The following is a 21,140-nucleotide window of genomic DNA, read 5'->3' on the forward strand; positions in this document are numbered from 1 at the left end:
CGGGCTTGTCGCAAGAGTGTTGTCAAACCTGAGACTGGGCGCCTTCAAACCACTTCAGCTTCTCGCGCAGCACCACCACCTCACCGACAATCACCAGTGTCGGCGCATGCACTTCATGCTCCGCCACCATGCGCGGCAAGTCTGCCAGGGTGCCGGTAAACACGCGCTGGTTGGACGTGGTGCCCTGTTGGATCAACGCCGCCGGGGTATCCGCGGCACGCCCATGCTTGATCAGTTGCTCACAGATGATCGGCAAGCCAATCAAGCCCATGTAGAACACCAGGGTCTGCGACGGCCCTACCAGGTCACTCCAGGGCAGGTCCGACGTCCCGTTCTTCAAGTGCCCGGTGATAAAGCGTACCGACTGTGCGTAGTCGCGATGGGTCAGCGGAATCCCGGCGTACGCCGCGCAACCACTGGCTGCGGTGATCCCCGGCACCACCTGGAACGGGATGCCATGAGCCGCCAGTTCCTCGATTTCTTCACCGCCACGACCAAAGATGAACGGATCGCCCCCCTTGAGGCGCAGCACACGCTTGCCTTGCCTGGCCAAGTCCACCAGTTGCTGGTTGATCTGGTCTTGCGGCACGGCGTGGTCGGCGCGGCGCTTGCCGACGTAGATGCGCTCGGCATCACGACGGCACAGCTCCAGAATCGCCGGCGCCACCAAACGGTCGTACAGCACCACGTCGGCTTGCTGCATCAGGCGCAGGGCACGGAAGGTCAGCAGGTCCGGGTCGCCCGGGCCGGCACCGACCAGGTACACCTCGCCCGGCGCATAAGGCGGTGCGCCGTTGACCTTTTCGATCAACAGACGCTCAGCCTCATCGCCCTGCCCGGCCAACTGACGGTCGGCAATCGGCCCTTGGAACACTTCTTCCCAGAACGCCCGACGCTGCTGCACATCCGGGTACAAGCCTTTGACCTGGGCACGAAAGCGCGCCGCCAGCCCGGCCAACTGGCCGTAGGTGGACGGAATCCAGGTTTCCAGCTTGGCCCGGATCAAGCGCGCCAGCACCGGCGCATCGCCGCCGCTGGACACCGCGATCACCAAGGGCGAACGGTCGACAATCGCCGGGAAGATCACGCTGCACAAGGCCGGCGCGTCCACCACATTGACCGGTACGCAACGACGCTTGGCGTCACTGGACACTTGCGCGTTCAGTGGCTCGTCGTCGGTCGCCGCGATGATCAGGGTGCAGCCTTCCAGGTCGGCCTCCTGATAACCGCGCAGAATCATTTCCCCGCCACTGCCCTGCACCAACTCGCGCAACTGGTCTTCGATCTGGGGAGCAACCACCCGCAGCACGGCGCCGGCGTCAGCCAGCAGGCGGGATTTGCGCAAGGCAATCTCCCCCCCACCGACGACCAGCACACGACTGCCGCGCAGGTTATGAAACAGCGGCAGGAATTCCATTTAGCGGATGACCTCGACGCCCGCCATGTATGGCTTGAGCACTTCAGGTACGCGGATCGAACCGTCAGCCTGCTGGTAGTTTTCCAGCACGGCCACCAGGGTACGACCTACAGCCAGGCCCGAACCGTTGAGGGTGTGCACCAGCTCCGGCTTGCCGGTTTCCGGGTTACGGAAACGCGCCTGCATGCGCCGGGCCTGGAAATCACCGCAGTTGGAGCACGATGAAATCTCGCGGTATTTGTCCTGGCTGGGTACCCACACTTCGAGGTCGTAGGTCTTCACGGCGCTGAAGCCCATGTCGCCGGTGCACAGCGCCAGGACGCGGTACGGCAGCTCCAGCAGCTGCAGGACGCGTTCGGCGTTGGCGGTCAGGCCTTCCAGGGCGTCCATGGAGGTCGACGGCTCGACCACTTGCACCATCTCGACCTTGTCGAACTGGTGCTGGCGGATCATGCCGCGGGTGTCACGCCCCGACGCACCGGCTTCACTGCGGAAGCACGGGCTGTGGGCAACGAACTTGAGCGGCAGTTGCTTGGCATCGAGGATCTCGCCCGCAACGATATTGGTCAGCGACACTTCGGCGGTCGGGATCAGGTACAGATCGGCTTCGCCATCGCGGCTGATCTTGAACAGGTCTTCCTCGAACTTCGGCAGCTGGCTGGTGCCCATCAGCGCCGGCGCCTGCACCAGGTACGGAGTGTAAGCCTCTTCGTAACCGTGCTCGCCGGTGTGCAGGTTGATCATGAACTGCGCCAGGGCACGGTGCATGCGTGCGATCGGGCCGCGCAGCAAGGCAAAGCGCGCACCGGACATTTTGGCGGCGGTTTCGAAATCCAGGCCACCGGTCAATTCGCCCAGGGCGACGTGGTCCTTGATCTCGAAATCAAAGGCCGTTGGCGTGCCCCAGCGGCGCACTTCGACGTTGCCGTCTTCGTCGTCGCCAATCGGCACGGACTCGTGCGGCAGGTTGGGGATGCCCAGCAGGATCGAATCCAGCTCGGACTGAATGCCTTCCAGCTCGATCTTGCCGTCGGACAGCTCGGTGCCCATGCGCTCGACGTCCGCCATCAACGGCGCGATGTCTTCGCCACGTTGCTTGGCCTGACCGATGGATTTGGAACGCGCATTCCGCTCAGCCTGCAGTGCTTCGGTGCGGGTCTGGACGGTCTTGCGCTGTTCTTCCAGCGCTTCGATGCGCGCAACATCCAAGGCAAAGCCACGGGATGCCAGGCGGTCCGCTACGTCCTGAAGGTTGCTACGTAACAGTTTGGAATCGAGCATGTCGGTCTCTCGTTTATCAAAGTTTGGTCAAGGACAGGCCGGCCCAGGTGGCGAGCAGCCCGCCGAACACGCTGATGCCCAGGTACCCGAAGGCGACCAGGGCCTGCCCGCTTTCCAGCAGGCGCAGCGTATCCAGTGAAAAGGATGAAAAGGTCGTCAGACCGCCTACAAAGCCGACAATCAAGCCGGCGCGAATTTCAATCGGTACTTCCGGGCGCAACAGGAACCAGCCGTACAACAACCCGATGATCAGGCAACCCACCAAGTTGACCGCCAGGGTCGCCGCATAAAAATGCTTCGGCCAATGGGCGCTCACCCACGTACCGGTGGCGAAACGCAATAATGTACCAGCGATGCCGGCTGCGGACACGGCAAGAATCGTCTTGAACACTACTTTCTCCGCTGTTTGGGGCTGAGGCGGTCGAGCTGGGCAAGGTGATTGAGCTTTTCACCGATCTTCAGCTCCAGGCCGCGGGGCACCGGCTGGTAGAACGGCTGCGGCTCAAGCTCATCGGGGAAATAGTCTTCGCCGGCGGCATAGGCGTCCGGCTCATCATGGGCATAGCGGTATTCATCACCGTAGCCCAGTTGTTTCATCAACTTGGTCGGCGCATTGCGCAGGTGCAGCGGCACTTCGAGGGAGCCGTGTTCGGCGGCCGCACGCAGGGCGGACTTAAAGCCCATGTACACCGCGTTGCTTTTCGGCGCGCAGGCCAGGTACGTGATGGCCTGGGCCACCGCCAGCTCGCCTTCCGGGCTGCCGAGGCGCTCCTGCACTTCCCAGGCGGCCAGGCACAGGCTCAAGGCGCGCGGGTCGGCGTTACCGATGTCTTCACTGGCCATGCGCACCACGCGGCGCGCCAGGTACAGCGGGTCGCAGCCGCCATCGATCATGCGCGCAAACCAATACAGCGCGCCGTCCGGATTGGAGCCACGCACGGACTTGTGCAGCGCCGAAATCTGGTCGTAGAAGGCTTCGCCGCCCTTGTCGAAACGCCGACGCGTATCGCCGAGCAGGCTTTGCAGCAGGTCGACGCCAATCTCGCTGCCGTCTTCGGCCAGGTCGGAGGCGTTCTCCAGCAGGTTGAGAAAGCGCCGGCCATCACCATCGGCGGCGCTTAGCAGGATCTTGAAGCCTTCATCGCTGAGGCTCAGCTGACGCTTGCCCAAGCCCTTGTCTTCGCTCAGGGCACGGTGCAACAGCTTTTGCATCGCGCCTTCGTCGAGGCTCTTGAGCACATAGACCCGCGCCCGCGAGAGCAACGCATTGTTCAATTCAAACGAAGGGTTTTCGGTGGTGGCACCGATAAAAATCAGCGTGCCATCCTCGACGTAGGGCAAAAACGCATCCTGCTGAGACTTGTTGAAGCGATGCACTTCGTCGACAAACAGGATGGTGCGCTTGCCGTACTGCCCGGCCTGCTGCTTGGCCACCTCGACGGCCTGGCGGATCTCCTTGACCCCGGCCAGAACGGCCGAGACCGTTTCGAAGTGAGCATCCGAGACTTTTGCCAGCAGCCGCGCCAGGGTGGTCTTACCCACGCCCGGCGGCCCCCAGAAAATCATCGAGTGCAGCGCACCCTGCTCCAGGGCTTCGCGCAAAGGCTTGCCACGAGCGAGCAGGTGTTCCTGACCGACGTACTCATCCAGGTTGGTCGAGCGCAGGCGCGCGGCCAAAGGCTGGGCAATCGGGTCACTTCGAAACAGATCCATGGGCAGCGTTTGAAACCTCTGGGCAGTTTATTCCTGGATCACGTCGGCACCCTTGGGGATGTCGAACTTGAACTTGGACGCCGGTACCGGCTGGTTGGCCTTGACCCCGGAGAACAGGATGTCGGTGCGCTGGCCGACGCTGTCGACCAGGCGCATGTTGTTGATCACGCCGTTGCCGAACGACAGGGACAGCGTGTCAAACAACGTGTCCTTGGATTTCGGCTTGAGGGTGAACTCGATCACGTTGCTGGTCTGCTTGGAGGTGATGTCGAAGCTGTCGTTGATTTTCGACACATCGCCCGACAGCAGCAGCGCCGGCGTCTGGTTCAGGCGCGGGTCGAGCTTCTTGATGGTGGCCTGCTCCAGGTCCGGGTCCCACAAGGTGACTTTCTGGCCGTCCGAGACGATGGTCTGCTCGGCCTTGCCTTCGGTGTGCCAGTAGAACAGCCCAGGGCGCTGCACGGCCATCTCGCCGGCGGTTTCCTGCAACTGGGTGCCGCCGGCATCCAGGGTGAGCTGGGAGAAGCGCGCGGTCAGGGTCTGGGATTTGTCCAACAGGTTTTTCAGGCTGGCGACGGAGGCCGGGTCAGCGTGGGCCGAAACAGCGGTCAGGGCCAGTGCCGGCAACAACAGCATGCGGATAAGACGCATGGGAGTCCTCATTGAGTCGTAAGGGCGCGCCGCGTGGTGCCACGCGGCACGGAATCAGTCGCGCATCTGCCCGGGGGCGATGACTTCGCGCGAGCCGTTGGTGTTCATTGCAGTGACGACGCCAGCGTTTTCCATGGCTTCGATCATGCGCGCAGCGCGGTTATAGCCGATCTTCAGCTTGCGCTGCACCGCAGAAATCGAGGCGCGGCGGCTTTCCAGCACGAAGGCCACGGCTTCGTCATACAGCGCGTCGGTTTCGGCATCGTCGTCGCCACCGCTGCTGCCGCCGTCGAAGCCGCTGCCGGCCTCTTCGACACCGGCAAGGATGTCGTCGTTGTATTCGGGGGCGCCACGCAGCTTCCAGGCTTCCACCACGCGGTGCACTTCATCGTCGGAGACGAAGGCGCCGTGGACCCGTATCGGCAGGCTGGTACCCGGCGGCATATAGAGCATGTCACCGTGGCCCAGCAGTTGCTCGGCACCGCCCTGGTCGATGATGGTCCGTGAGTCGATCTTGCTCGACACCTGGAACGCCATGCGGGTCGGGATGTTGGCCTTGATCAGGCCGGTGATCACGTCCACCGACGGACGCTGGGTGGCAAGGATCAAGTGGATACCGGCGGCACGGGCCTTCTGGGCGATACGGGCGATCAGTTCTTCGACCTTCTTGCCGACGATCATCATCATGTCGGCGAACTCGTCGACCACCACCACGATGGTCGGCAGCTTGCCCAGCAGCGGAGCCTCGTCGTGGATACTTTCGCGCTTGTACAGCGGGTCGGTCAGCGGCGTGCCGACGTCCTGGGCTTCCTTGACCTTGGCGTTGAAGCCCGACAGGTTACGCACGCCCATCTTCGCCATCAGTTTGTAGCGGCGCTCCATCTCGGCCACGCTCCAGCGCAGGGCGTTGGCGGCGTCCTTCATGTCGGTGACCACCGGGCAGAGCAGGTGCGGAATGCCTTCGTAGATCGACAGCTCGAGCATCTTCGGGTCGATCATGATCAGCTTGGCGTCTTCCGGGCCGGACTTGAACAGGATCGACAGGATCATCGCGTTCACGCCCACCGATTTACCCGAACCGGTGGTACCGGCCACCAGCAGGTGAGGCATTTTGGCGAGGTCGGTGATCACCGGCTTGCCGCCGATGTCGTGGCCCAGGGCCAGGGTGACCGGCGACTTGAAGTTGTCGTATTCGGGCGTCGACAGCACTTCGGAGAAGCGCACTATCTGGCGATCTTCGTTGGGAATCTCGATACCCACGGTGGTCTTGCCGGGGATCACTTCCACCACGCGCACGCTGGTCACGGCCAGGGAGCGCGCCAGGTCTTTGGCCAGGTTGGAAATGCGACTGACCTTGACGCCGGCAGCCGGCTGGATTTCGTAACGGGTAATCACCGGGCCGGGGTGGATCGAGTCCACCGACACCTCGACGCCGAACTCCTTGAGCTTGATTTCCAGCAGATGGCCGACGGCCGCCAGGGACTCAGGAGAATAGTTGAGCTGTTTCTTTTCGGCCGGGTCGAGGATCGAGATCGGCGGCAAGGTGCCTTCCACGGCGCTGTCGACAAACAACGGCGCCTGTTTCTCTTTCTGCACGCGGTGGCTGGGCTCGGCCGGCTTGGGCGGCGCCGGGGCGATCACCGGCGGTACCTGCTTCTCGCGGTCCGACATGTGCTTGCTCAGGGCCTGCTCGCGTTCGATCAGGCGTTCCTTGACCTTGGCCTGCTCACGGCGGTCCGGTGTGCTTGGGGCCACCACTTCGTTGACGCGGGTATCCACCTCGCGCAACTGGGCCACCATGCGCTTGCGTTCGACCCGGGCGGCCCACCAGCGGTTGGCAGCGCCCTGGAACAGCTCCAGCAGGTCGAGGGTGATCTTGCCCGTCACGTCCATCACCTTGAACCACGACAGGTCGGTGAACACCGTGAGACCGAACAGGAACAGCGCGATAAACATCAGGGTGCTGCCCTGGATATTCAGGGTCTTGCGCGCCAGGTCGCCGAGGCTCTCGCCCAGCGCCCCACCCGCGCCCGCCGGCAGGCCGGTGGGTGCGTGGAAATGAATATGCGCCAGGGCGGCACCGGACAGCACCAGGAATACCAGGCCGATCAGGCGCCACGAAAATAGCCAGCCGCTCCACTGCCACGGCTCATGACGCTGGCGGAAGATCTGCCAGGTCTTGATCGCCAGCAGCAAAGGGAAAATGTAAGCGAAGTAACCCAGCACCATGAACAGGATATCGGCGCTGTAGGAACCGGCAGGCCCACCGAAGTTCTGCACGTCTTCGATCTTGCTGTTATGGCTCCAGCCCGGATCGTCCTTGCCATAGGTGAGCAAGGCCATCATCAGGAACAGGCACAGCGCGCCGATAGCGATCAGCGCGCCTTCCTTGAGTCGATAGTGCAGGTGCTGGCGCCAGGCCGGCACGACGGCTGCTTTAGGTGTTGCGGCGGATTTCTTCAAAACGGGTCTTTTCCTGCGCCTGTTAGCGCGTCCATCTGTTGAATAACTGCAAATACTGCCCAATCCGAGCAGCTGAAAAATGAACGAACGTCGTGGAATCTACTTTTAACACTGGGCGATTGCTGGATGAAATGGCGATAACGCCACAATGGCCGCATTGTACGGGTTTGTGTTGCGGTTGCCACGCCACTTGGCTTTCTTCAGGCAGCATAGCCAATTGTGTGTCACAACATGTTCAATTTGAGCATGCATTGTCTTTGCTGACAAAGGCTTATGAGCTGTTTTTACCAATCCAGGCAAGCTTGGCAAATGGCCTGCATGGGCCAGACCCGATTACGACCACGCCTCACGCAGAGAGTTGCAGAAACACCCGCTCACGCTTATGCACGCCAACAGCCGATTCGGGCTGGCCCCACAGCGCTGCGTCGACAATAATCACACCCCTTGGGGCACGCGATCCGCCTGCCACTCCCCTCCCCTTCCGCAAGCCTGGATGCCATGCTGACCTGGTTACAACGCGACTCACTGACATTCCCCCCGCTGGCCAAGGCCATGCGCGAACCCAATGGCCTGCTCGCCGCCGGCGGCGACCTGTCGGCCGAGCGACTGGTGCAAGCCTACCGCCACGGTTGCTTTCCCTGGTTCTCGGAGGGCCAGCCGATCCTCTGGTGGTCGCCGGACCCGCGCACCGTGATATTCCCCGACGAACTGCATGTCTCCCGCAGCCTGGGCAAACTATTGCGCCAGCAGCGCTATACCGTGACCTTCGACCAGGACTTTGCCGCCGTCATCCAGGCGTGCGCCGCGCCGCGCGCGTATGCCGATGGCACCTGGATCACCGAAGGCATACAGAGCGCCTACCTGACGCTGCACCAGCGCGGTTACGCCCATTCGGTAGAGGTATGGGACAACGGCGAGCTGGTCGGCGGCCTGTATGGCCTGGCGATGGGCCAGCTGTTCTTCGGCGAGTCGATGTTCAGCCGCGCCGATAACGCCTCGAAATTCGGCTTTGCCACATTGACCCGGCAATTGCAGGCCTGGGGCTTTGTACTGATCGACTGCCAGATGCCCAACGACCACCTGCACAGCCTGGGTGCCCGCGCCATATCCCGCAGCGACTTTGCAGGTTTCCTGCGTGACCATCTGGACCAACCCAACGCAGGACCGTGGGTTTCTTAGGCGACTTGCGCGCTCCTGGCTTACACTTATTTCAAAGCTTATCCGAGGGTTGATCATGACCGAGTTGGCGCGTTTGAAGTTTTATGCCACTCAACCCCACTCTTGCAGCTATCTGCCCGACGAGCAGGCCACCACGCTGTTCCTCGACCCCAGCCAGCCGATGGATGTGCACGTGTATGCCGATCTCTCGGAAATGGGTTTTCGGCGCAGCGGCGATCATCTGTACCGGCCCCACTGCCAGAACTGCAATGCCTGCGTGCCGGCACGCATCCCCGTGGCGCAGTTTCTGCCGGACCGTAATCAGAAGCGCATCCTCAAGCGCAACGCCGACCTGACGGTGACAGCTGCCAAGCCGCGATTTACCGAAGAATACTTCGACCTGTACCAGCGCTATATCGAGCAGCGCCACGCCGACGGCGATATGTTCCCACCCAGCCGCGACCAGTTTTCCACCTTCCTGGTGCGTGACCTGCCGTTCTCGCGCTTTTACGAATTTCGCGCGGACGGCCGCCTGGTGGCCGTCGCCGTGACCGATTTGCTGCCTAACGGCCTGTCAGCGGTCTACACCTTCTACGAGCCGGCCGAAGAGCGACGCAGCCTCGGGCGTTTCGCGATTCTCTGGCAAATCGGTGAAGCACTGCGCCTGGAACTCGAGGCGGTGTACCTCGGATACTGGATCAAGAACTGCAAAAAGATGAACTACAAGACCCAATATCGCCCCATAGAACTGCTGATTAATCAAAGATGGGTCACGCTTAACTAGAACCCCTTGGCTTAAACACCCTTTTTCGGGCACAATGCACGCCGCTTTTGCCTGGCGCAGTTGCACCGGGCCATTCACTGGATACCGAGGGCTTTACTGCATGTCGAAAGAAGACAGCTTCGAAATGGAAGGCACTGTCGTCGACACCCTGCCCAACACCATGTTTCGTGTGGAGTTGGAAAATGGGCACGTCGTAACCGCGCATATCTCCGGCAAGATGCGCAAGAACTACATTCGTATTCTTACCGGTGACAAAGTGCGCGTCGAGCTGACGCCCTATGACTTGAGCAAAGGGCGTATCACTTACCGCGCTCGCTAAGCAAGTCAATACAAGACGCCCGGTTATGCCGGGCGTTTTTGTGTGCATGGGATTTCTCAAACACCGAGGGATCCTGCGGGAGGGGGCAAGCCCCATTCTGAGAATTGCATTTCAAGACAGCAAAAAGGCGCCTTTCGGCGCCTTTTGCGTTGTTACAGAACGATCAGGCCATTTCAGCCGTGGTTTCGAACTCGAAGGTCAGCTCGCCATCCTTCAGGTCGATATGCACCACGCCACCATGGTCGGAAAGCTCGCCAAACAGGATCTCTTCAGCCAGAGGCCGCTTGATCTTGTCCTGGATCAGGCGCGCCATCGGGCGAGCGCCCATTGCCGCATCGTAGCCACCTTCGGCGATCCAGCTGCGTGCCGCTTCCGTGACATCCAGCTGCACGCGCTTGTCTTCCAACTGCGCCTGAAGCTCGGTGAGGAACTTGTCCACCACACTCTTGATGACCTCATGGCTGAGGCGACCAAACTGGATAATGGTGTCCAGGCGGTTGCGGAACTCCGGCGTGAAGCTCTTCTTGATCACTTCCATCGCATCGGACGAGTGATCCTGGTGGGTAAAGCCGATCGAAGCCCGCGCGGCCGTCTCGGCACCGGCGTTGGTGGTCATGATCAGGATGACATTGCGGAAGTCCGCCTTGCGCCCGTTGTTGTCGGTCAGGGTCCCGTGGTCCATCACCTGCAGCAGCAGATTGAAGACTTCCGGGTGGGCCTTCTCGATTTCATCGAGCAGCAGTACGCAATGGGGCTGCTTGGTAATCGCCTCGGTCAACAGGCCGCCCTGGTCGAAACCGACATAGCCCGGAGGCGCACCGATCAGGCGCGACACGGTGTGACGCTCCATGTATTCGGACATGTCGAAGCGCACCAGCTCGATCCCCATGGCCTTGGCCAATTGCCGCGCCGCTTCGGTCTTGCCGACACCGGTAGGACCGGCGAACAGGAACGAACCGACAGGCTTGTCCGGCGACTTGAGGCCCGCACGCGACAGCTTGATCGCGGTGGACAGCGCATCGATTGCCGCGTCCTGGCCGAACACGGTGAGCTTGAGGTCGCGCTCCAGGTTACGCAGCAGCTCCTTGTCGGAACTGTTGACGTGTTTTGGTGGAATCCGCGCGATCTTCGCGACAATGTCCTCGACCTGAGGCACGTCGATGCGCTTAACACGCTTCTCGACCGGCTGCAGGCGTTGGTAGGCCCCGGCCTCGTCGATCACATCGATGGCCTTGTCCGGCATGTGCCGGTCATTGATGTAGCGCGACGCCAACTCGGCCGCCGCACGCAGCGCCTCATCGGTGTACTCGATGCCGTGGTGCGCTTCAAACCGCCCCTTGAGCCCGCGCAGGATGCCGATGGTGTCTTCGACCGACGGCTCGGACACGTCGACTTTCTGGAAGCGACGCGCCAGGGCACGGTCTTTCTCGAAGATGCCGCGGAATTCCTGGAAGGTGGTCGAACCGATGCAGCGGATATCACCCGACGACAGCAACGGCTTGAGCAGGTTGGAAGCGTCCATGACCCCACCGGAGGCCGCACCCGCACCAATGATGGTGTGGATCTCGTCGATGAACAGGATCGCCTGCGGGCGTTTTTTCAGCTCGCCGAGCAGCGCCTTGAAGCGCTTCTCGAAATCGCCACGGTACTTGGTCCCGGCGAGCAACGCGCCCAGGTCAAGGGAGTAGACGACACTGTTGGCCAGCAGGTCCGGCACCTGGTTGTCGACGATGCGCTTGGCCAGGCCTTCGGCAATCGCGGTCTTGCCCACGCCCGCCTCACCCACCAGCAACGGGTTGTTCTTGCGACGGCGCGCCAGGATCTGCGCTACGCGCTCGACCTCAAGCTCACGCCCCACCAGCGGATCGATCCGCCCCTGGCGCGCCAGCTCGTTGAGGTTGCTGGCATAGGCATCCAGCGGGTTGCTTGAAGAAGAAGACTCACCGCCCTCGTCGTCCTGCATATCCTGCTCACCCTCGGAATGATCGCCGTGCCCAGGCACCTTGGAGATACCGTGGGCGATGTAGTTGACGACATCGATACGGGCAACGCTCTGCTGCTTGAGCAGGAACACTGCCTGGCTTTCCTGTTCGCTGAAGATCGCCACAAGCACATTGGCGCCTGTGACTTCACGCTTACCGGAGCTCTGTACGTGGAAAACAGCACGCTGCAATACCCGCTGGAAGCCCAGGGTTGGCTGGGTCTCACGGTCCTCGTCATGCACGGGGATCAGTGGCGTGGTGGAGTCGATAAACTCCTGCAGGTCATGCTTGAGCTTGTCGAGGTTGGCGCCGCACGCACGCAGAACCGTGGCGGCAGCTTCATTATCCAAAAGTGCCAGCAGCAGGTGTTCGACGGTCATGAATTCATGACGCTTCGAACGAGCCTCCTTGAAGGCAAGATTGAGGGTGACTTCGAGCTCGCGGTTTAACATAGCTTCACCTCATACCCAAGTGGTCGGCGTTAACCGTCCTTCTCGATTTCACAGAGTAGCGGATGCTGGCTTTCCCTGGCGTACTGGTTGACCTGCATGGCCTTTGTCTCGGCGATGTCACGGGTAAACACTCCACATACTGCCCGTCCTTCTGTGTGAACGGCCAGCATTACCTTGGTCGCCAACTCGCGGTTCAGGTTAAAAAACACCTCGAGCACTTCGACCACGAAATCCATCGGTGTGTAGTCATCGTTGAACAAAACCACCTTGTACATCGGCGGCGCCTGTAAAGCAGGCTTGGCCTCCTGAACAGCAATGCCTGCAGAACCGTCGTCATCGTGTTCGTGATCCGGTCGATCCTGATTGAATGTTAGTCGAATCTGGCTGATTGCATGCATGGAAAGAAAGGTTCGTCAGTGGTTCAAATACAGTGGTGGGGGCGACCTGTCAGAATTTCAACTCTGACCGTTCAGTCGCCTTGACTATCGGCAAATCGGTGTTACAACCAATAGAACCCACAGTGGGTAAAAAAGGTCCGCGCAGTCAACCTTATTTATTCGGGTTAGGACGGATAAACTGGATGATACTCCAGTGATGGAGTCTGGTGCAGAGGGATATGGGTATGTCTGGCGTCAAGATCAGTGGCAAGGTCAAGTGGTTCAACAATGCCAAAGGGTATGGTTTTGTTGTAGAGGACGGGAAGTCCGAAGATCTCTTTGCGCATTATTCAGCGATCAACATGGAAGGATACAAGACGCTGAAGGCGGGCCAACCTGTGGAGTTTGAAATCATTCAAGGACCGAAAGGGCTGCACGCCGTCGAAATTTGTGCAGCCTGCGCAGCTACACCCGAAAAAGCCCACGACGAAACACATGAAACGAAGCGCAAAGCAGAACAGCCCACTCAACCAAAAAAGAAACAAACGGCCTGATCTGCTTTTGAGTAACAGCCTGTAAAAAAACCGGCCATCCTGAATGGCCGGTTTTTTATAACGCTGACTTACATATGCGAAATCAGCGCATCCCCAAAGCCCGACGACGACACCAGCTTCGCACCGTCCATCAGGCGCTCGAAGTCATAGGTCACAGTCTTGGCCGAGATAGCGCCGTTGGTGCCCTTGATGATCAGGTCGGCCGCTTCGGTCCAGCCCATATGACGCAGCATCATTTCCGCCGACAGGATCAATGAGCCCGGGTTGACCTGGTCCTTGCCCGCATACTTGGGCGCAGTGCCGTGGGTGGCCTCGAACATGGCCACGGTGTCGGACAGGTTGGCACCCGGCGCAATCCCGATACCGCCCACCTCTGCCGCCAGGGCGTCGGACAGGTAGTCGCCGTTCAGGTTGAGGGTCGCGATCACGTCATACTCGGCCGGACGCAACAGGATCTGCTGGAGCATGGCATCGGCGATGGCATCCTTGACCACCACATTCTTGCCGGTCTTCGGGTTCTTGAACTGCATCCACGGGCCGCCGTCCAGCAGGGTCGCACCGAACTCTTCAGCCGCCACTTCGTAGGCCCATTCCTTGAAGGCACCTTCGGTGAACTTCATGATGTTGCCCTTGTGCACGATGGTCAGCGAGTCGCGATCGTTATCCACTACATATTGCAGGGCCTTGCGCGCCAGGCGCTTGGTGCCTTCCAGCGATACCGGCTTGATCCCAATGCCGCAATCTTGGTCGAAACGAATCTTGGTGACGCCCATTTCCTCCTTGAGGAACTTGATGACCTTGGTCGCTTCCGGCGAGCCGGCCTTCCACTCGATCCCGGCGTAAATGTCTTCGGAGTTTTCGCGGAAAATGGTCATGTCCACGTCGCCTGGTTTCTTGACCGGGCTGGGCACACCTTCGAACCAGCGCACCGGGCGCAGGCAGACGTAGAGGTCGAGTTGCTGGCGCAGGGCCACGTTCAGCGAACGAATGCCGCCCCCTACCGGAGTGGTCAGCGGCCCCTTGATGGACACCACGTAATCCTTGACCGCATCCAGGGTTTCCTGGGGCAGCCAGGTGTCCTGGTCGTAGACTTGGGTCGCTTTCTCGCCGGCGTACACCTCCATCCAGGAGATCTTGCGCTTGCCGCCGTAGGCCTTTTCAACAGCTGCGTCGACCACCTTGATCATCACCGGGCTGATGTCGACGCCAATACCGTCACCTTCGATATACGGGATGATCGGTTGGTCAGGAACATTGAGAGAATGGTCTGCATTGACGGTGATTTTGTCGCCGACTGCCGGAACCTGAATCTTCTTGTATCCCATGCTGAACTCCATCTATGGATTGAACATCTGGCTGCGTTCGAGCCTACTCCAGATAAATGGCGACTGAAACCTCGCGCCATGCTCATTTGCATCGAAAACAGCATAAATTGTCGCCTACAAGCCTGAAAGCAAAGGGAAAAGCGCCAATCTTGAGCACTTCGTGCGACTTTAGGCGTAACCCGGTACCTGCGACCTTTAGACCAATGGACGACACACCTTTTGTATGAAGGCTCGGCGTAAGCATAGCGACCTATGTATAATGCCGCCGCTGACCAAAGAGTCACGATGGCAGACCGCTCTGGAACAGGGCCCTCCGCTACAAAGCAGGACTAATACAATAGTCCACCCGCTTGACGCTCGACTGATGCAACCCAACATCACCGCGAAGAAACCTCGACCTTTCGCTCATGGATGACTTTGAACGAACGCGCTCCACCCGGCGCATCTCGAGTTTCTGCGCACGCTTTCAGCAAAGAAGAGAGTTAATCCGAATATGCCCACCCGCTCGAAGATCATCTACACCTTCACCGACGAAGCCCCAGCCCTCGCCACCTATTCACTGCTGCCTATCGTAGAGGCCTTCACCGCTTCCGCTGATATTGCCGTGGAAACCCGCGACATCTCCCTCGCAGGGCGCATCCTCGCAAGCTTCCCCGAGCAACTGGGCACCAAGGCCGTACCGGACCACCTCGCCGAACTGGGCGACCTGGCCGTTACCCCTGAAGCCAACATCATCAAGCTGCCTAACATCAGTGCCTCGACCCCGCAACTGCAGGCGGCGATCAAGGAACTGCAGGCCCAGGGCTACGCCTTGCCGGACTACCCGGAAACCGTAACCACCGACGCGGAAAAAGAAACCCGTGCACGTTACGACAAGGTCAAGGGCAGCGCCGTGAACCCGGTCCTGCGCGAAGGCAACTCCGACCGCCGCGCGCCGCTGTCGGTCAAGAACTACGCTCGCAAGCACCCGCACAAGATGGGCGCCTGGGCTGCGGACTCCAAGTCCCACGTTGCCCACATGAGCAACGGCGACTTCTACGGCAGCGAAAAATCCGTACAGATCGAAGCAGCTGACGCTGTCAAAATCGAGCTGGTCGCTCAAGACGGCACCACCACCGTCCTGAAAGAAAAGACCACCGTCAAGGCCGGCGAAATCATCGACAGCGCGGTACTGAGCAAGAAAGCCCTGCGCAGCTTCATCGCCGCTGAAATCGAAGACGCCAAGAAACAAGGCGTGCTGCTGTCGGTCCACCTGAAAGCCACCATGATGAAGGTCTCCGACCCGATCATGTTCGGCCAGATCGTTGCCGAGTTCTATAAAGACGCCCTGGCCAAGCACGCAGACGTGCTGGCACAGATCGGCTTCAACCTGAACAACGGCATCGGCGACCTGTACGCCCGCATCAAGGCCCTGCCGGCCGAGCAGCAGGCGCAGATCGAAGCTGACATCCAGGCGGTCTACGCCGCTCGCCCTTCCCTGGCGATGGTCAACTCCGACAAAGGCATCACCAACCTGCACGTGCCGAGCGACGTCATCGTCGACGCCTCGATGCCGGCCATGATCCGTGACTCCGGCAAGATGTGGGGCACCGACGGCCAGCTGCACGACACCAAGGCCGTGATCCCGGATCGCTGCTACGCCACCATCTACCAGGCGGTGATCGAAGAGTGCAAGGCCAACGGCGCCTTCGACCCTACCACCATGGGCAGCGTGCCGAACGTTGGCCTGATGGCGAAAAAAGCCGAAGAGTACGGCTCCCACGACAAGACCTTCCAGGTCAAGGCTGACGGCGTCGTCCGCGTGACCGACAGCAAGGGCAACCTGCTGATGGAACAGAAAGTCGAAGCCGGCGACATCTTCCGCATGTGCCAGACCCAAGACGCGCCGATCCAGGATTGGGTCAAGCTGGCCGTCAACCGTGCCCGCGCCAGCAACACCCCGGCCATCTTCTGGCTGGACCCCAAGCGTGCACACGACGGCGTCGTGGTCGAGAAAGTCCAGGCCCACCTGAAAGACCACAACACCGAAGGCCTGGACATCCGCATCATGTCGCCGGTCGACGCGATGAAGTTCACCCTGGAACGTACCCGCAAGGGCCTGGACACCATCTCGGTGACCGGCAACGTGCTGCGTGACTACCTGACCGACCTGTTCCCGATCATGGAGCTGGGCACCAGCGCCAAGATGCTGTCCATCGTGCCGCTGATGAATGGCGGCGGCCTGTTCGAAACCGGCGCCGGCGGTTCGGCACCGAAGCACGTGCAACAGCTGCTGGAAGAGAACTTCCTGCGCTGGGACTCCCTGGGCGAGTTCCTGGCCCTGGCCGCCTCCCTCGAGCATTTGGGTGTGACGTACAACAACCCGAAAGCCCTGGTACTGTCCAAGACCCTGGACCAGGCCACCGGCCAGTTCCTCGACAACAACAAGTCGCCATCGCGCAAAGTCGGCAACATCGACAACCGCGGCAGCCACTTCTACCTGGCGCTGTACTGGGCCCAGGCCCTGGCCGCCCAGACCGAAGACACTGCACTGCAAGGTCAATTCAGCGAACTGGCCAAGACCCTGGCCGCGAACGAAGCAACCATCGTTGCCGAGCTCAATGCCGTACAGGGCAAGCCAGTGGACATCGGCGGCTACTACGCGCCGAACCCGGAGCTGACCAGCAAGGCCATGCGCCCAAGCAACACCCTCAACGCGGCGATTGCCAAGTTGAAGTAAGGTTGTAGGGATGCAAAGAAGCCCCGGCCCTGTGCCGGGGTTTCTGTTTCTACCGTTCAACAGAAAAAACCGGATTCAATGTGGAAGGGTGCTTGCCCCCCTCCCACACTGGCCGCAACTCTGCCCAAACACCGCGTCATATCTTGATATCGAGCCCCCCATGACCTGGCAACCCCACATCACCGTCGCCACCATCGTCGAAGATAACGGCAAATTCCTGATGGTCGAAGAACTCAAGGGCGGCCGCGCCGTGCTCAACCAGCCCGCCGGCCACCTCGACCCAGACGAGACCCTGACCGAGGCCGCCGTGCGCGAAACCCTCGAGGAAACCGGCTGGGACGTGGAAGCCACCGGCATCGTCGGCATCTACCTGTACACCGCACCCAGCAATGGGGTTACCTATCAACGCGTCTGCTTTATTGCCAAGGCACTGAAACACCACCCGGACTATCAACTGGACGAAGGCATCCTGCGTGCCCGCTGGTTGAGCCGTGACGAGCTGATGGCCGTGCGCGACGACTGGCGCAGCGAGCTGATCATCCGCTGTATCGATGATTATCTGGCCGGCCAGCGTCACAGCCTGGAATTGATCCGCCCTTCTCTTTAGCCTTGCGGGCCCAGGCCTGTTAGAATCGCGTCCTTTTTCAAGACACCCGTTGAAACCCTATGCGTGATCCAGCCCCTTCTGACACACAAAAGAAGCGCGTCATCGTCGGCATGTCCGGCGGCGTGGATTCTTCCGTTTCCGCCGTTCTGCTCATGGAGCAGGGTTATGAGGTGGAAGGCCTGTTCATGAAGAACTGGGAAGAAGACGATGGAACGGAATATTGCACCGCCATGGACGACCTGGCGGACGCCCAGGCCGTGTGCGACAAGATCGGTATCAAGCTGCACACCGCCAACTTCGCCGCCGAGTACTGGGACAACGTGTTCGAGCACTTCCTGGCCGAATACAAGGCCGGTCGCACGCCGAACCCGGACATCCTGTGCAACCGCGAAATCAAGTTCAAGGCGTTCCTCGACTACGCCATGATCCTTGGCGCCGACCTGATTGCCACTGGCCACTACGTGCGTCGCCGCGATATCGATGGCCGTACCGAACTGCTCAAGGGCCTGGACCCGAACAAGGACCAGAGCTACTTCCTGCACGCCGTCGGCGGTGAACAGATCGCCAAGACCCTGTTCCCGGTGGGCGAGCTGGAAAAGCCAGAAGTGCGCAGGATCGCCGAGCAACACGGCCTGGCGACCGCCAAGAAGAAGGACTCCACCGGGATCTGCTTTATCGGCGAGCGCCGCTTCAGCGACTTCCTCAAGCAGTACCTGCCGGCGCAGCCGGGCGAGATCAAGACCACCGACGGCGAAGTGATCGGCCGTCACCATGGCTTGATGTACCACACCATCGGCCAGCGCCAGGGCCTGGGCATCGGCGGCTTGAAGGATGCCGGCGAAGAGCCGTGGTACGTGCTGGTCAAGGACCTGGAGCACAACGTGCTGATCGTTGGCCAGGGCAATGAACACCCGCTGCTGTTCTCGGGCGCACTGCTGGCCTCGGAGATCTATTGGGTCAACCCGATCGACCTGAGCGCCCCGCGCCGCCTGACGGCCAAGGTACGCTATCGCCAGGGCGACCAGCCCTGCACCCTGGAAAAAACCGCGACGGGCTACCGCGCCACCTTTGATGACCCGCAACGCGCGGTCACTCCTGGACAGTCCGTGGTGTTCTATGACGGCGAAATCTGCCTGGGCGGCGGCGTGATTGAAGTCGCCGAAGCCTGGAGCAACCCGGCATGAGCCCGACCCAGGAGCAATTGACGGCACTCGGCGGGGTATTTCTTTCCGCCGTGCTGGTGGACAAGATCGCCAAGACCGGCCAGGTCACCGAAGCCGGCCTGACCTGCATGCTCGGCAGCCTGCTGATCCGCGACCCCAAGGACACCCTGGAAGTCTACGGCGGCGACGACCTCGCACTGCGTGAAGGTTATCGCGCCCTGATCGGCGCCCTGGAGCGCGACCCCAGCACCTTGCAGCGCGAGCCGCTGCGCTACGCCCTGTCGATGCTCGGCCTGGAGCGTCAGCTGGCCAAGCGCGAGGACATGCTGGAAACCATCGGCAAACGCCTGCCGCAGATCCAGTCCCAGGTAGAACACTTCGGCCCGGCCCACGAAAACGTGATCGCCGCCTGCGGTGCGCTGTACCAGGACACCTTGAGCACCTTGCGCCAACGCATCCAGGTGCACGGCGACATGCGCAACCTGCAGCAACCGAACAACGCCTCGAAAATCCGCGCACTGCTGCTGGCAGGTATCCGTTCGGCACGGCTGTGGCGGCAATTGGGCGGTCATCGTTGGCAGCTGGTGATCAGCCGACGCAAATTGCTCAAAGAGCTTTACCCGTTGATGCGCAACGAATAAGTCGCACCGACAGGCTATTTTCAAGCCATTACGCGTAATACGCCGGTCAGTTGGCAACGGACCGGCGGATTTTTTCATGTATGATACGCGCCCCATTTCGTTGCCCGACTGTCCGAGAACACCCCATGCAGCTCTCTTCGCTCACTGCGGTTTCCCCTGTTGACGGCCGCTACGCCGGCAAAACCCAGGCCCTGCGCCCTATTTTCAGCGAATACGGCCTGATCCGTGCTCGTGTACTGGTTGAAGTGCGCTGGCTCCAGCGCCTGGCCGCTCACCCCGCCATCAGCGAAGTGCCGGCGTTCTCCGCCGAAGCCAACGCTGTACTCGACGCCCTGGCGGACAACTTCTCCCTGGAGCACGCCGAGCGTGTGAAAGAGATCGAGCGCACCACCAACCACGACGTCAAGGCCATCGAATACCTGCTCAAGGAGCAGGCGGCCAAGCTGCCGGAACTGGCCCAGGTCAGCGAATTCATCCACTTTGCCTGCACCAGCGAGGACATCAACAACCTGTCCCACGCCCTGATGTTGCGCGAAGGCCGTGATGACGTGATGCTGCCGCTGATGCGCCAGACCGCCGAAGCCATCCGTGAGCTGGCCATCCGTTTCGCCGACGTGCCGATGCTGTCGCGTACCCACGGCCAGCCGGCGTCGCCGACTACCCTGGGCAAGGAACTCGCCAACGTGGTGTACCGCCTGGAGCGTCAGATCGCTCAAGTCGCAGCAGTCCCACTGCTGGGCAAGATCAACGGCGCTGTCGGCAACTACAACGCGCACCTGTCGGCCTACCCTGAGATCGACTGGGAAGCCAACGCCCGCGCCTTCATCGAAGACGAACTGGGCCTGGGCTTCAACCCGTACACCACGCAGATCGAACCGCACGACTATATTGCCGAGCTGTTCGACGCCATTGCGCGCTTCAACACCATCCTGATCGACTTCGATCGCGATATCTGGGGCTACATCTCCCTGGGCTACTTCAAGCAGCGCACCATTGCCGGTGAAATCGGTTCGTCGACCATGCCGCACAAGGTCAACCCGATCGACTTCGAAAACTCCGAAGGCAACCTCGGCATCGCCAACGCCCTGTTCCAGCACCTGGCCAGCAAGTTGCCGATCTCCCGCTGGCAGCGCGACCTGACCGACTCCACCGTACTGCGCAACCTCGGCGTGGGCTTTGCCCACAGCGTGATCGCGTACGAAGCCAGCCTCAAAGGCATCAGCAAACTGGAGCTCAACGCGCAGAAAATCGCCGCTGACCTGGACGCGTGCTGGGAAGTACTGGCCGAGCCGATCCAGACCGTGATGCGCCGCTACAACATCGAAAACCCTTACGAGAAGCTGAAAGAGTTGACCCGTGGCAAGGGCATCAGCCCTGAAGCACTGCAAACTTTCATCGACGGCCTGGACATGCCAGCTGCGGCCAAGGCCGAGCTGAAACTGCTCACCCCGGCCAACTACATCGGTAACGCTGTAGAGCAAGCCAAGCGCATCTGATTCGCGCAAGCCCCTTGAGACGCCCGGCCGCGCCGGGC

Annotated in this window: 18 protein-coding genes; 9 read left to right on the forward strand and 9 right to left on the reverse strand. The window is 60.9% G+C overall.

Translation table 11 applies throughout. The features are described 5' to 3' along the window. Positions 1–22: 22 nt before the first annotated feature. The 6 genes from cysG to NIBR502773_RS03455 are packed head-to-tail and all read right to left on the reverse strand — an operon-like array spanning position 23 to position 7,525. Complete coding sequence (gene cysG / locus NIBR502773_RS03430; protein ID WP_074847172.1) at positions 23–1,417, reverse strand: siroheme synthase CysG; 1,395 nt, start codon at positions 1,415–1,417, stop codon at positions 23–25. Beyond that, complete coding sequence (gene serS / locus NIBR502773_RS03435) at positions 1,418–2,698, reverse strand: serine--tRNA ligase (protein WP_115488819.1); 1,281 nt, start codon at positions 2,696–2,698, stop codon at positions 1,418–1,420. A 16-nt stretch (positions 2,699–2,714) separates the two neighbouring features. Further along, positions 2,715–3,089, reverse strand: coding sequence for a fluoride efflux transporter CrcB (crcB, locus tag NIBR502773_RS03440; RefSeq protein ID WP_065948349.1), 375 nt, complete (start codon positions 3,087–3,089; stop codon positions 2,715–2,717). After that, positions 3,089–4,411, reverse strand: a complete 1,323-nt coding sequence (locus tag NIBR502773_RS03445; protein WP_141155372.1) for a replication-associated recombination protein A — start codon at positions 4,409–4,411, stop codon at positions 3,089–3,091. The genes crcB and NIBR502773_RS03445 overlap by 1 nt, the downstream gene beginning before the upstream one ends. A gap of 27 nt (positions 4,412–4,438) precedes the next feature. Further along, positions 4,439–5,062 (reverse strand): outer membrane lipoprotein chaperone LolA, encoded by a 624-nt coding sequence (gene lolA, locus NIBR502773_RS03450; protein ID WP_016975527.1) that lies wholly within the window; start codon positions 5,060–5,062, stop codon positions 4,439–4,441. 54 nt (positions 5,063–5,116) lie between these two features. After that, entirely contained in the window at positions 5,117–7,525 is a 2,409-nt protein-coding gene (locus NIBR502773_RS03455; protein ID WP_141155373.1) for a DNA translocase FtsK, read from the reverse strand. 498 nt (positions 7,526–8,023) lie between these two features. Here NIBR502773_RS03455 and aat point away from each other — a divergent pair, with 498 nt between their 5' ends. From aat to infA, 3 genes are all read left to right on the forward strand, one after another. Beyond that, positions 8,024–8,704 (forward strand): leucyl/phenylalanyl-tRNA--protein transferase, encoded by a 681-nt coding sequence (aat, locus tag NIBR502773_RS03465; RefSeq protein ID WP_065940066.1) that lies wholly within the window; start codon positions 8,024–8,026, stop codon positions 8,702–8,704. A gap of 55 nt (positions 8,705–8,759) precedes the next feature. Continuing rightward, positions 8,760–9,467, forward strand: coding sequence for an arginyltransferase (locus tag NIBR502773_RS03470; RefSeq protein WP_053128509.1), 708 nt, complete (start codon positions 8,760–8,762; stop codon positions 9,465–9,467). 100 nt (positions 9,468–9,567) lie between these two features. After that, positions 9,568–9,786 carry a translation initiation factor IF-1 gene (gene infA / locus NIBR502773_RS03475; RefSeq protein ID WP_002553999.1) on the forward strand — a complete coding sequence of 73 codons (219 nt, stop codon included), beginning with the start codon at positions 9,568–9,570 and terminating at the stop codon, positions 9,784–9,786. A 163-nt stretch (positions 9,787–9,949) separates the two neighbouring features. Here infA and clpA read toward each other — a convergent pair whose 3' ends face one another. Beyond that, positions 9,950–12,220 (reverse strand): ATP-dependent Clp protease ATP-binding subunit ClpA, encoded by a 2,271-nt coding sequence (clpA, locus tag NIBR502773_RS03480; RefSeq protein ID WP_027606339.1) that lies wholly within the window; start codon positions 12,218–12,220, stop codon positions 9,950–9,952. Positions 12,221–12,249: 29 nt separating this feature from the next. Further along, entirely contained in the window at positions 12,250–12,618 is a 369-nt protein-coding gene (clpS, locus tag NIBR502773_RS03485; RefSeq protein WP_010567912.1) for an ATP-dependent Clp protease adapter ClpS, read from the reverse strand. Positions 12,619–12,842: 224 nt separating this feature from the next. On the opposite strand from clpS, the gene cspD reads away from it, so the two are divergent. Then, entirely contained in the window at positions 12,843–13,151 is a 309-nt protein-coding gene (cspD, locus tag NIBR502773_RS03490) for a cold shock domain-containing protein CspD (RefSeq protein WP_065940421.1), read from the forward strand. Between the two features lie 68 nt (positions 13,152–13,219). Here the strand turns inward: cspD and icd are convergent, their stop codons facing one another. Then, positions 13,220–14,476, reverse strand: a complete 1,257-nt coding sequence (gene icd, locus NIBR502773_RS03495; protein ID WP_027606337.1) for an NADP-dependent isocitrate dehydrogenase — start codon at positions 14,474–14,476, stop codon at positions 13,220–13,222. Positions 14,477–14,969: 493 nt separating this feature from the next. Here icd and NIBR502773_RS03500 point away from each other — a divergent pair, with 493 nt between their 5' ends. From NIBR502773_RS03500 to purB, 5 genes are all read left to right on the forward strand, one after another. Then, entirely contained in the window at positions 14,970–17,195 is a 2,226-nt protein-coding gene (locus NIBR502773_RS03500) for an NADP-dependent isocitrate dehydrogenase (protein ID WP_141155374.1), read from the forward strand. 160 nt (positions 17,196–17,355) lie between these two features. Beyond that, complete coding sequence (locus tag NIBR502773_RS03505) at positions 17,356–17,802, forward strand: NUDIX hydrolase (protein WP_065927069.1); 447 nt, start codon at positions 17,356–17,358, stop codon at positions 17,800–17,802. Between the two features lie 59 nt (positions 17,803–17,861). After that, positions 17,862–18,986 carry a tRNA 2-thiouridine(34) synthase MnmA gene (mnmA, locus tag NIBR502773_RS03510; RefSeq protein WP_141155375.1) on the forward strand — a complete coding sequence of 375 codons (1,125 nt, stop codon included), beginning with the start codon at positions 17,862–17,864 and terminating at the stop codon, positions 18,984–18,986. After that, positions 18,983–19,606, forward strand: a complete 624-nt coding sequence (gene hflD, locus NIBR502773_RS03515) for a high frequency lysogenization protein HflD (RefSeq protein WP_027606331.1) — start codon at positions 18,983–18,985, stop codon at positions 19,604–19,606. The genes mnmA and hflD overlap by 4 nt, the downstream gene beginning before the upstream one ends. 125 nt (positions 19,607–19,731) lie before the next feature. Then, positions 19,732–21,102 carry an adenylosuccinate lyase gene (gene purB / locus NIBR502773_RS03520; RefSeq protein ID WP_027606330.1) on the forward strand — a complete coding sequence of 457 codons (1,371 nt, stop codon included), beginning with the start codon at positions 19,732–19,734 and terminating at the stop codon, positions 21,100–21,102. The last annotated feature ends 38 nt before the right edge of the window (positions 21,103–21,140 follow it).

The sequence above is a fragment of the Pseudomonas sp. NIBRBAC000502773 genome (genome assembly GCF_006517195.1).
GTDB classification, from domain to species: domain Bacteria; phylum Pseudomonadota; class Gammaproteobacteria; order Pseudomonadales; family Pseudomonadaceae; genus Aquipseudomonas; species Aquipseudomonas marginalis.

Excerpts from the sequence above, each read along its gene's own strand:
- serS (WP_115488819.1), bottom strand. The coding sequence starts at position 2,698 with ATGCTCGATTCCAAACTGTTACGTAGCAACCTTCAGGACGTAGCGGAC.
- clpA (WP_027606339.1), bottom strand. The coding sequence starts at position 12,220 with ATGTTAAACCGCGAGCTCGAAGTCACCCTCAATCTTGCCTTCAAGGAG.
- NIBR502773_RS03470 (WP_053128509.1), top strand. The coding sequence starts at position 8,760 with ATGACCGAGTTGGCGCGTTTGAAGTTTTATGCCACTCAACCCCACTCT.
- icd (WP_027606337.1), bottom strand. The coding sequence starts at position 14,476 with ATGGGATACAAGAAGATTCAGGTTCCGGCAGTCGGCGACAAAATCACC.
- mnmA (WP_141155375.1), top strand. The coding sequence starts at position 17,862 with ATGCGTGATCCAGCCCCTTCTGACACACAAAAGAAGCGCGTCATCGTC.
- hflD (WP_027606331.1), top strand. The coding sequence starts at position 18,983 with ATGAGCCCGACCCAGGAGCAATTGACGGCACTCGGCGGGGTATTTCTT.
- NIBR502773_RS03505 (WP_065927069.1), top strand. The coding sequence starts at position 17,356 with ATGACCTGGCAACCCCACATCACCGTCGCCACCATCGTCGAAGATAAC.
- aat (WP_065940066.1), top strand. The coding sequence starts at position 8,024 with ATGCTGACCTGGTTACAACGCGACTCACTGACATTCCCCCCGCTGGCC.
- cysG (WP_074847172.1), bottom strand. The coding sequence starts at position 1,417 with ATGGAATTCCTGCCGCTGTTTCATAACCTGCGCGGCAGTCGTGTGCTG.
- lolA (WP_016975527.1), bottom strand. The coding sequence starts at position 5,062 with ATGCGTCTTATCCGCATGCTGTTGTTGCCGGCACTGGCCCTGACCGCT.
- purB (WP_027606330.1), top strand. The coding sequence starts at position 19,732 with ATGCAGCTCTCTTCGCTCACTGCGGTTTCCCCTGTTGACGGCCGCTAC.
- NIBR502773_RS03500 (WP_141155374.1), top strand. The coding sequence starts at position 14,970 with ATGCCCACCCGCTCGAAGATCATCTACACCTTCACCGACGAAGCCCCA.
- NIBR502773_RS03445 (WP_141155372.1), bottom strand. The coding sequence starts at position 4,411 with ATGGATCTGTTTCGAAGTGACCCGATTGCCCAGCCTTTGGCCGCGCGC.
- cspD (WP_065940421.1), top strand. The coding sequence starts at position 12,843 with ATGTCTGGCGTCAAGATCAGTGGCAAGGTCAAGTGGTTCAACAATGCC.
- infA (WP_002553999.1), top strand. The coding sequence starts at position 9,568 with ATGTCGAAAGAAGACAGCTTCGAAATGGAAGGCACTGTCGTCGACACC.
- clpS (WP_010567912.1), bottom strand. The coding sequence starts at position 12,618 with ATGCATGCAATCAGCCAGATTCGACTAACATTCAATCAGGATCGACCG.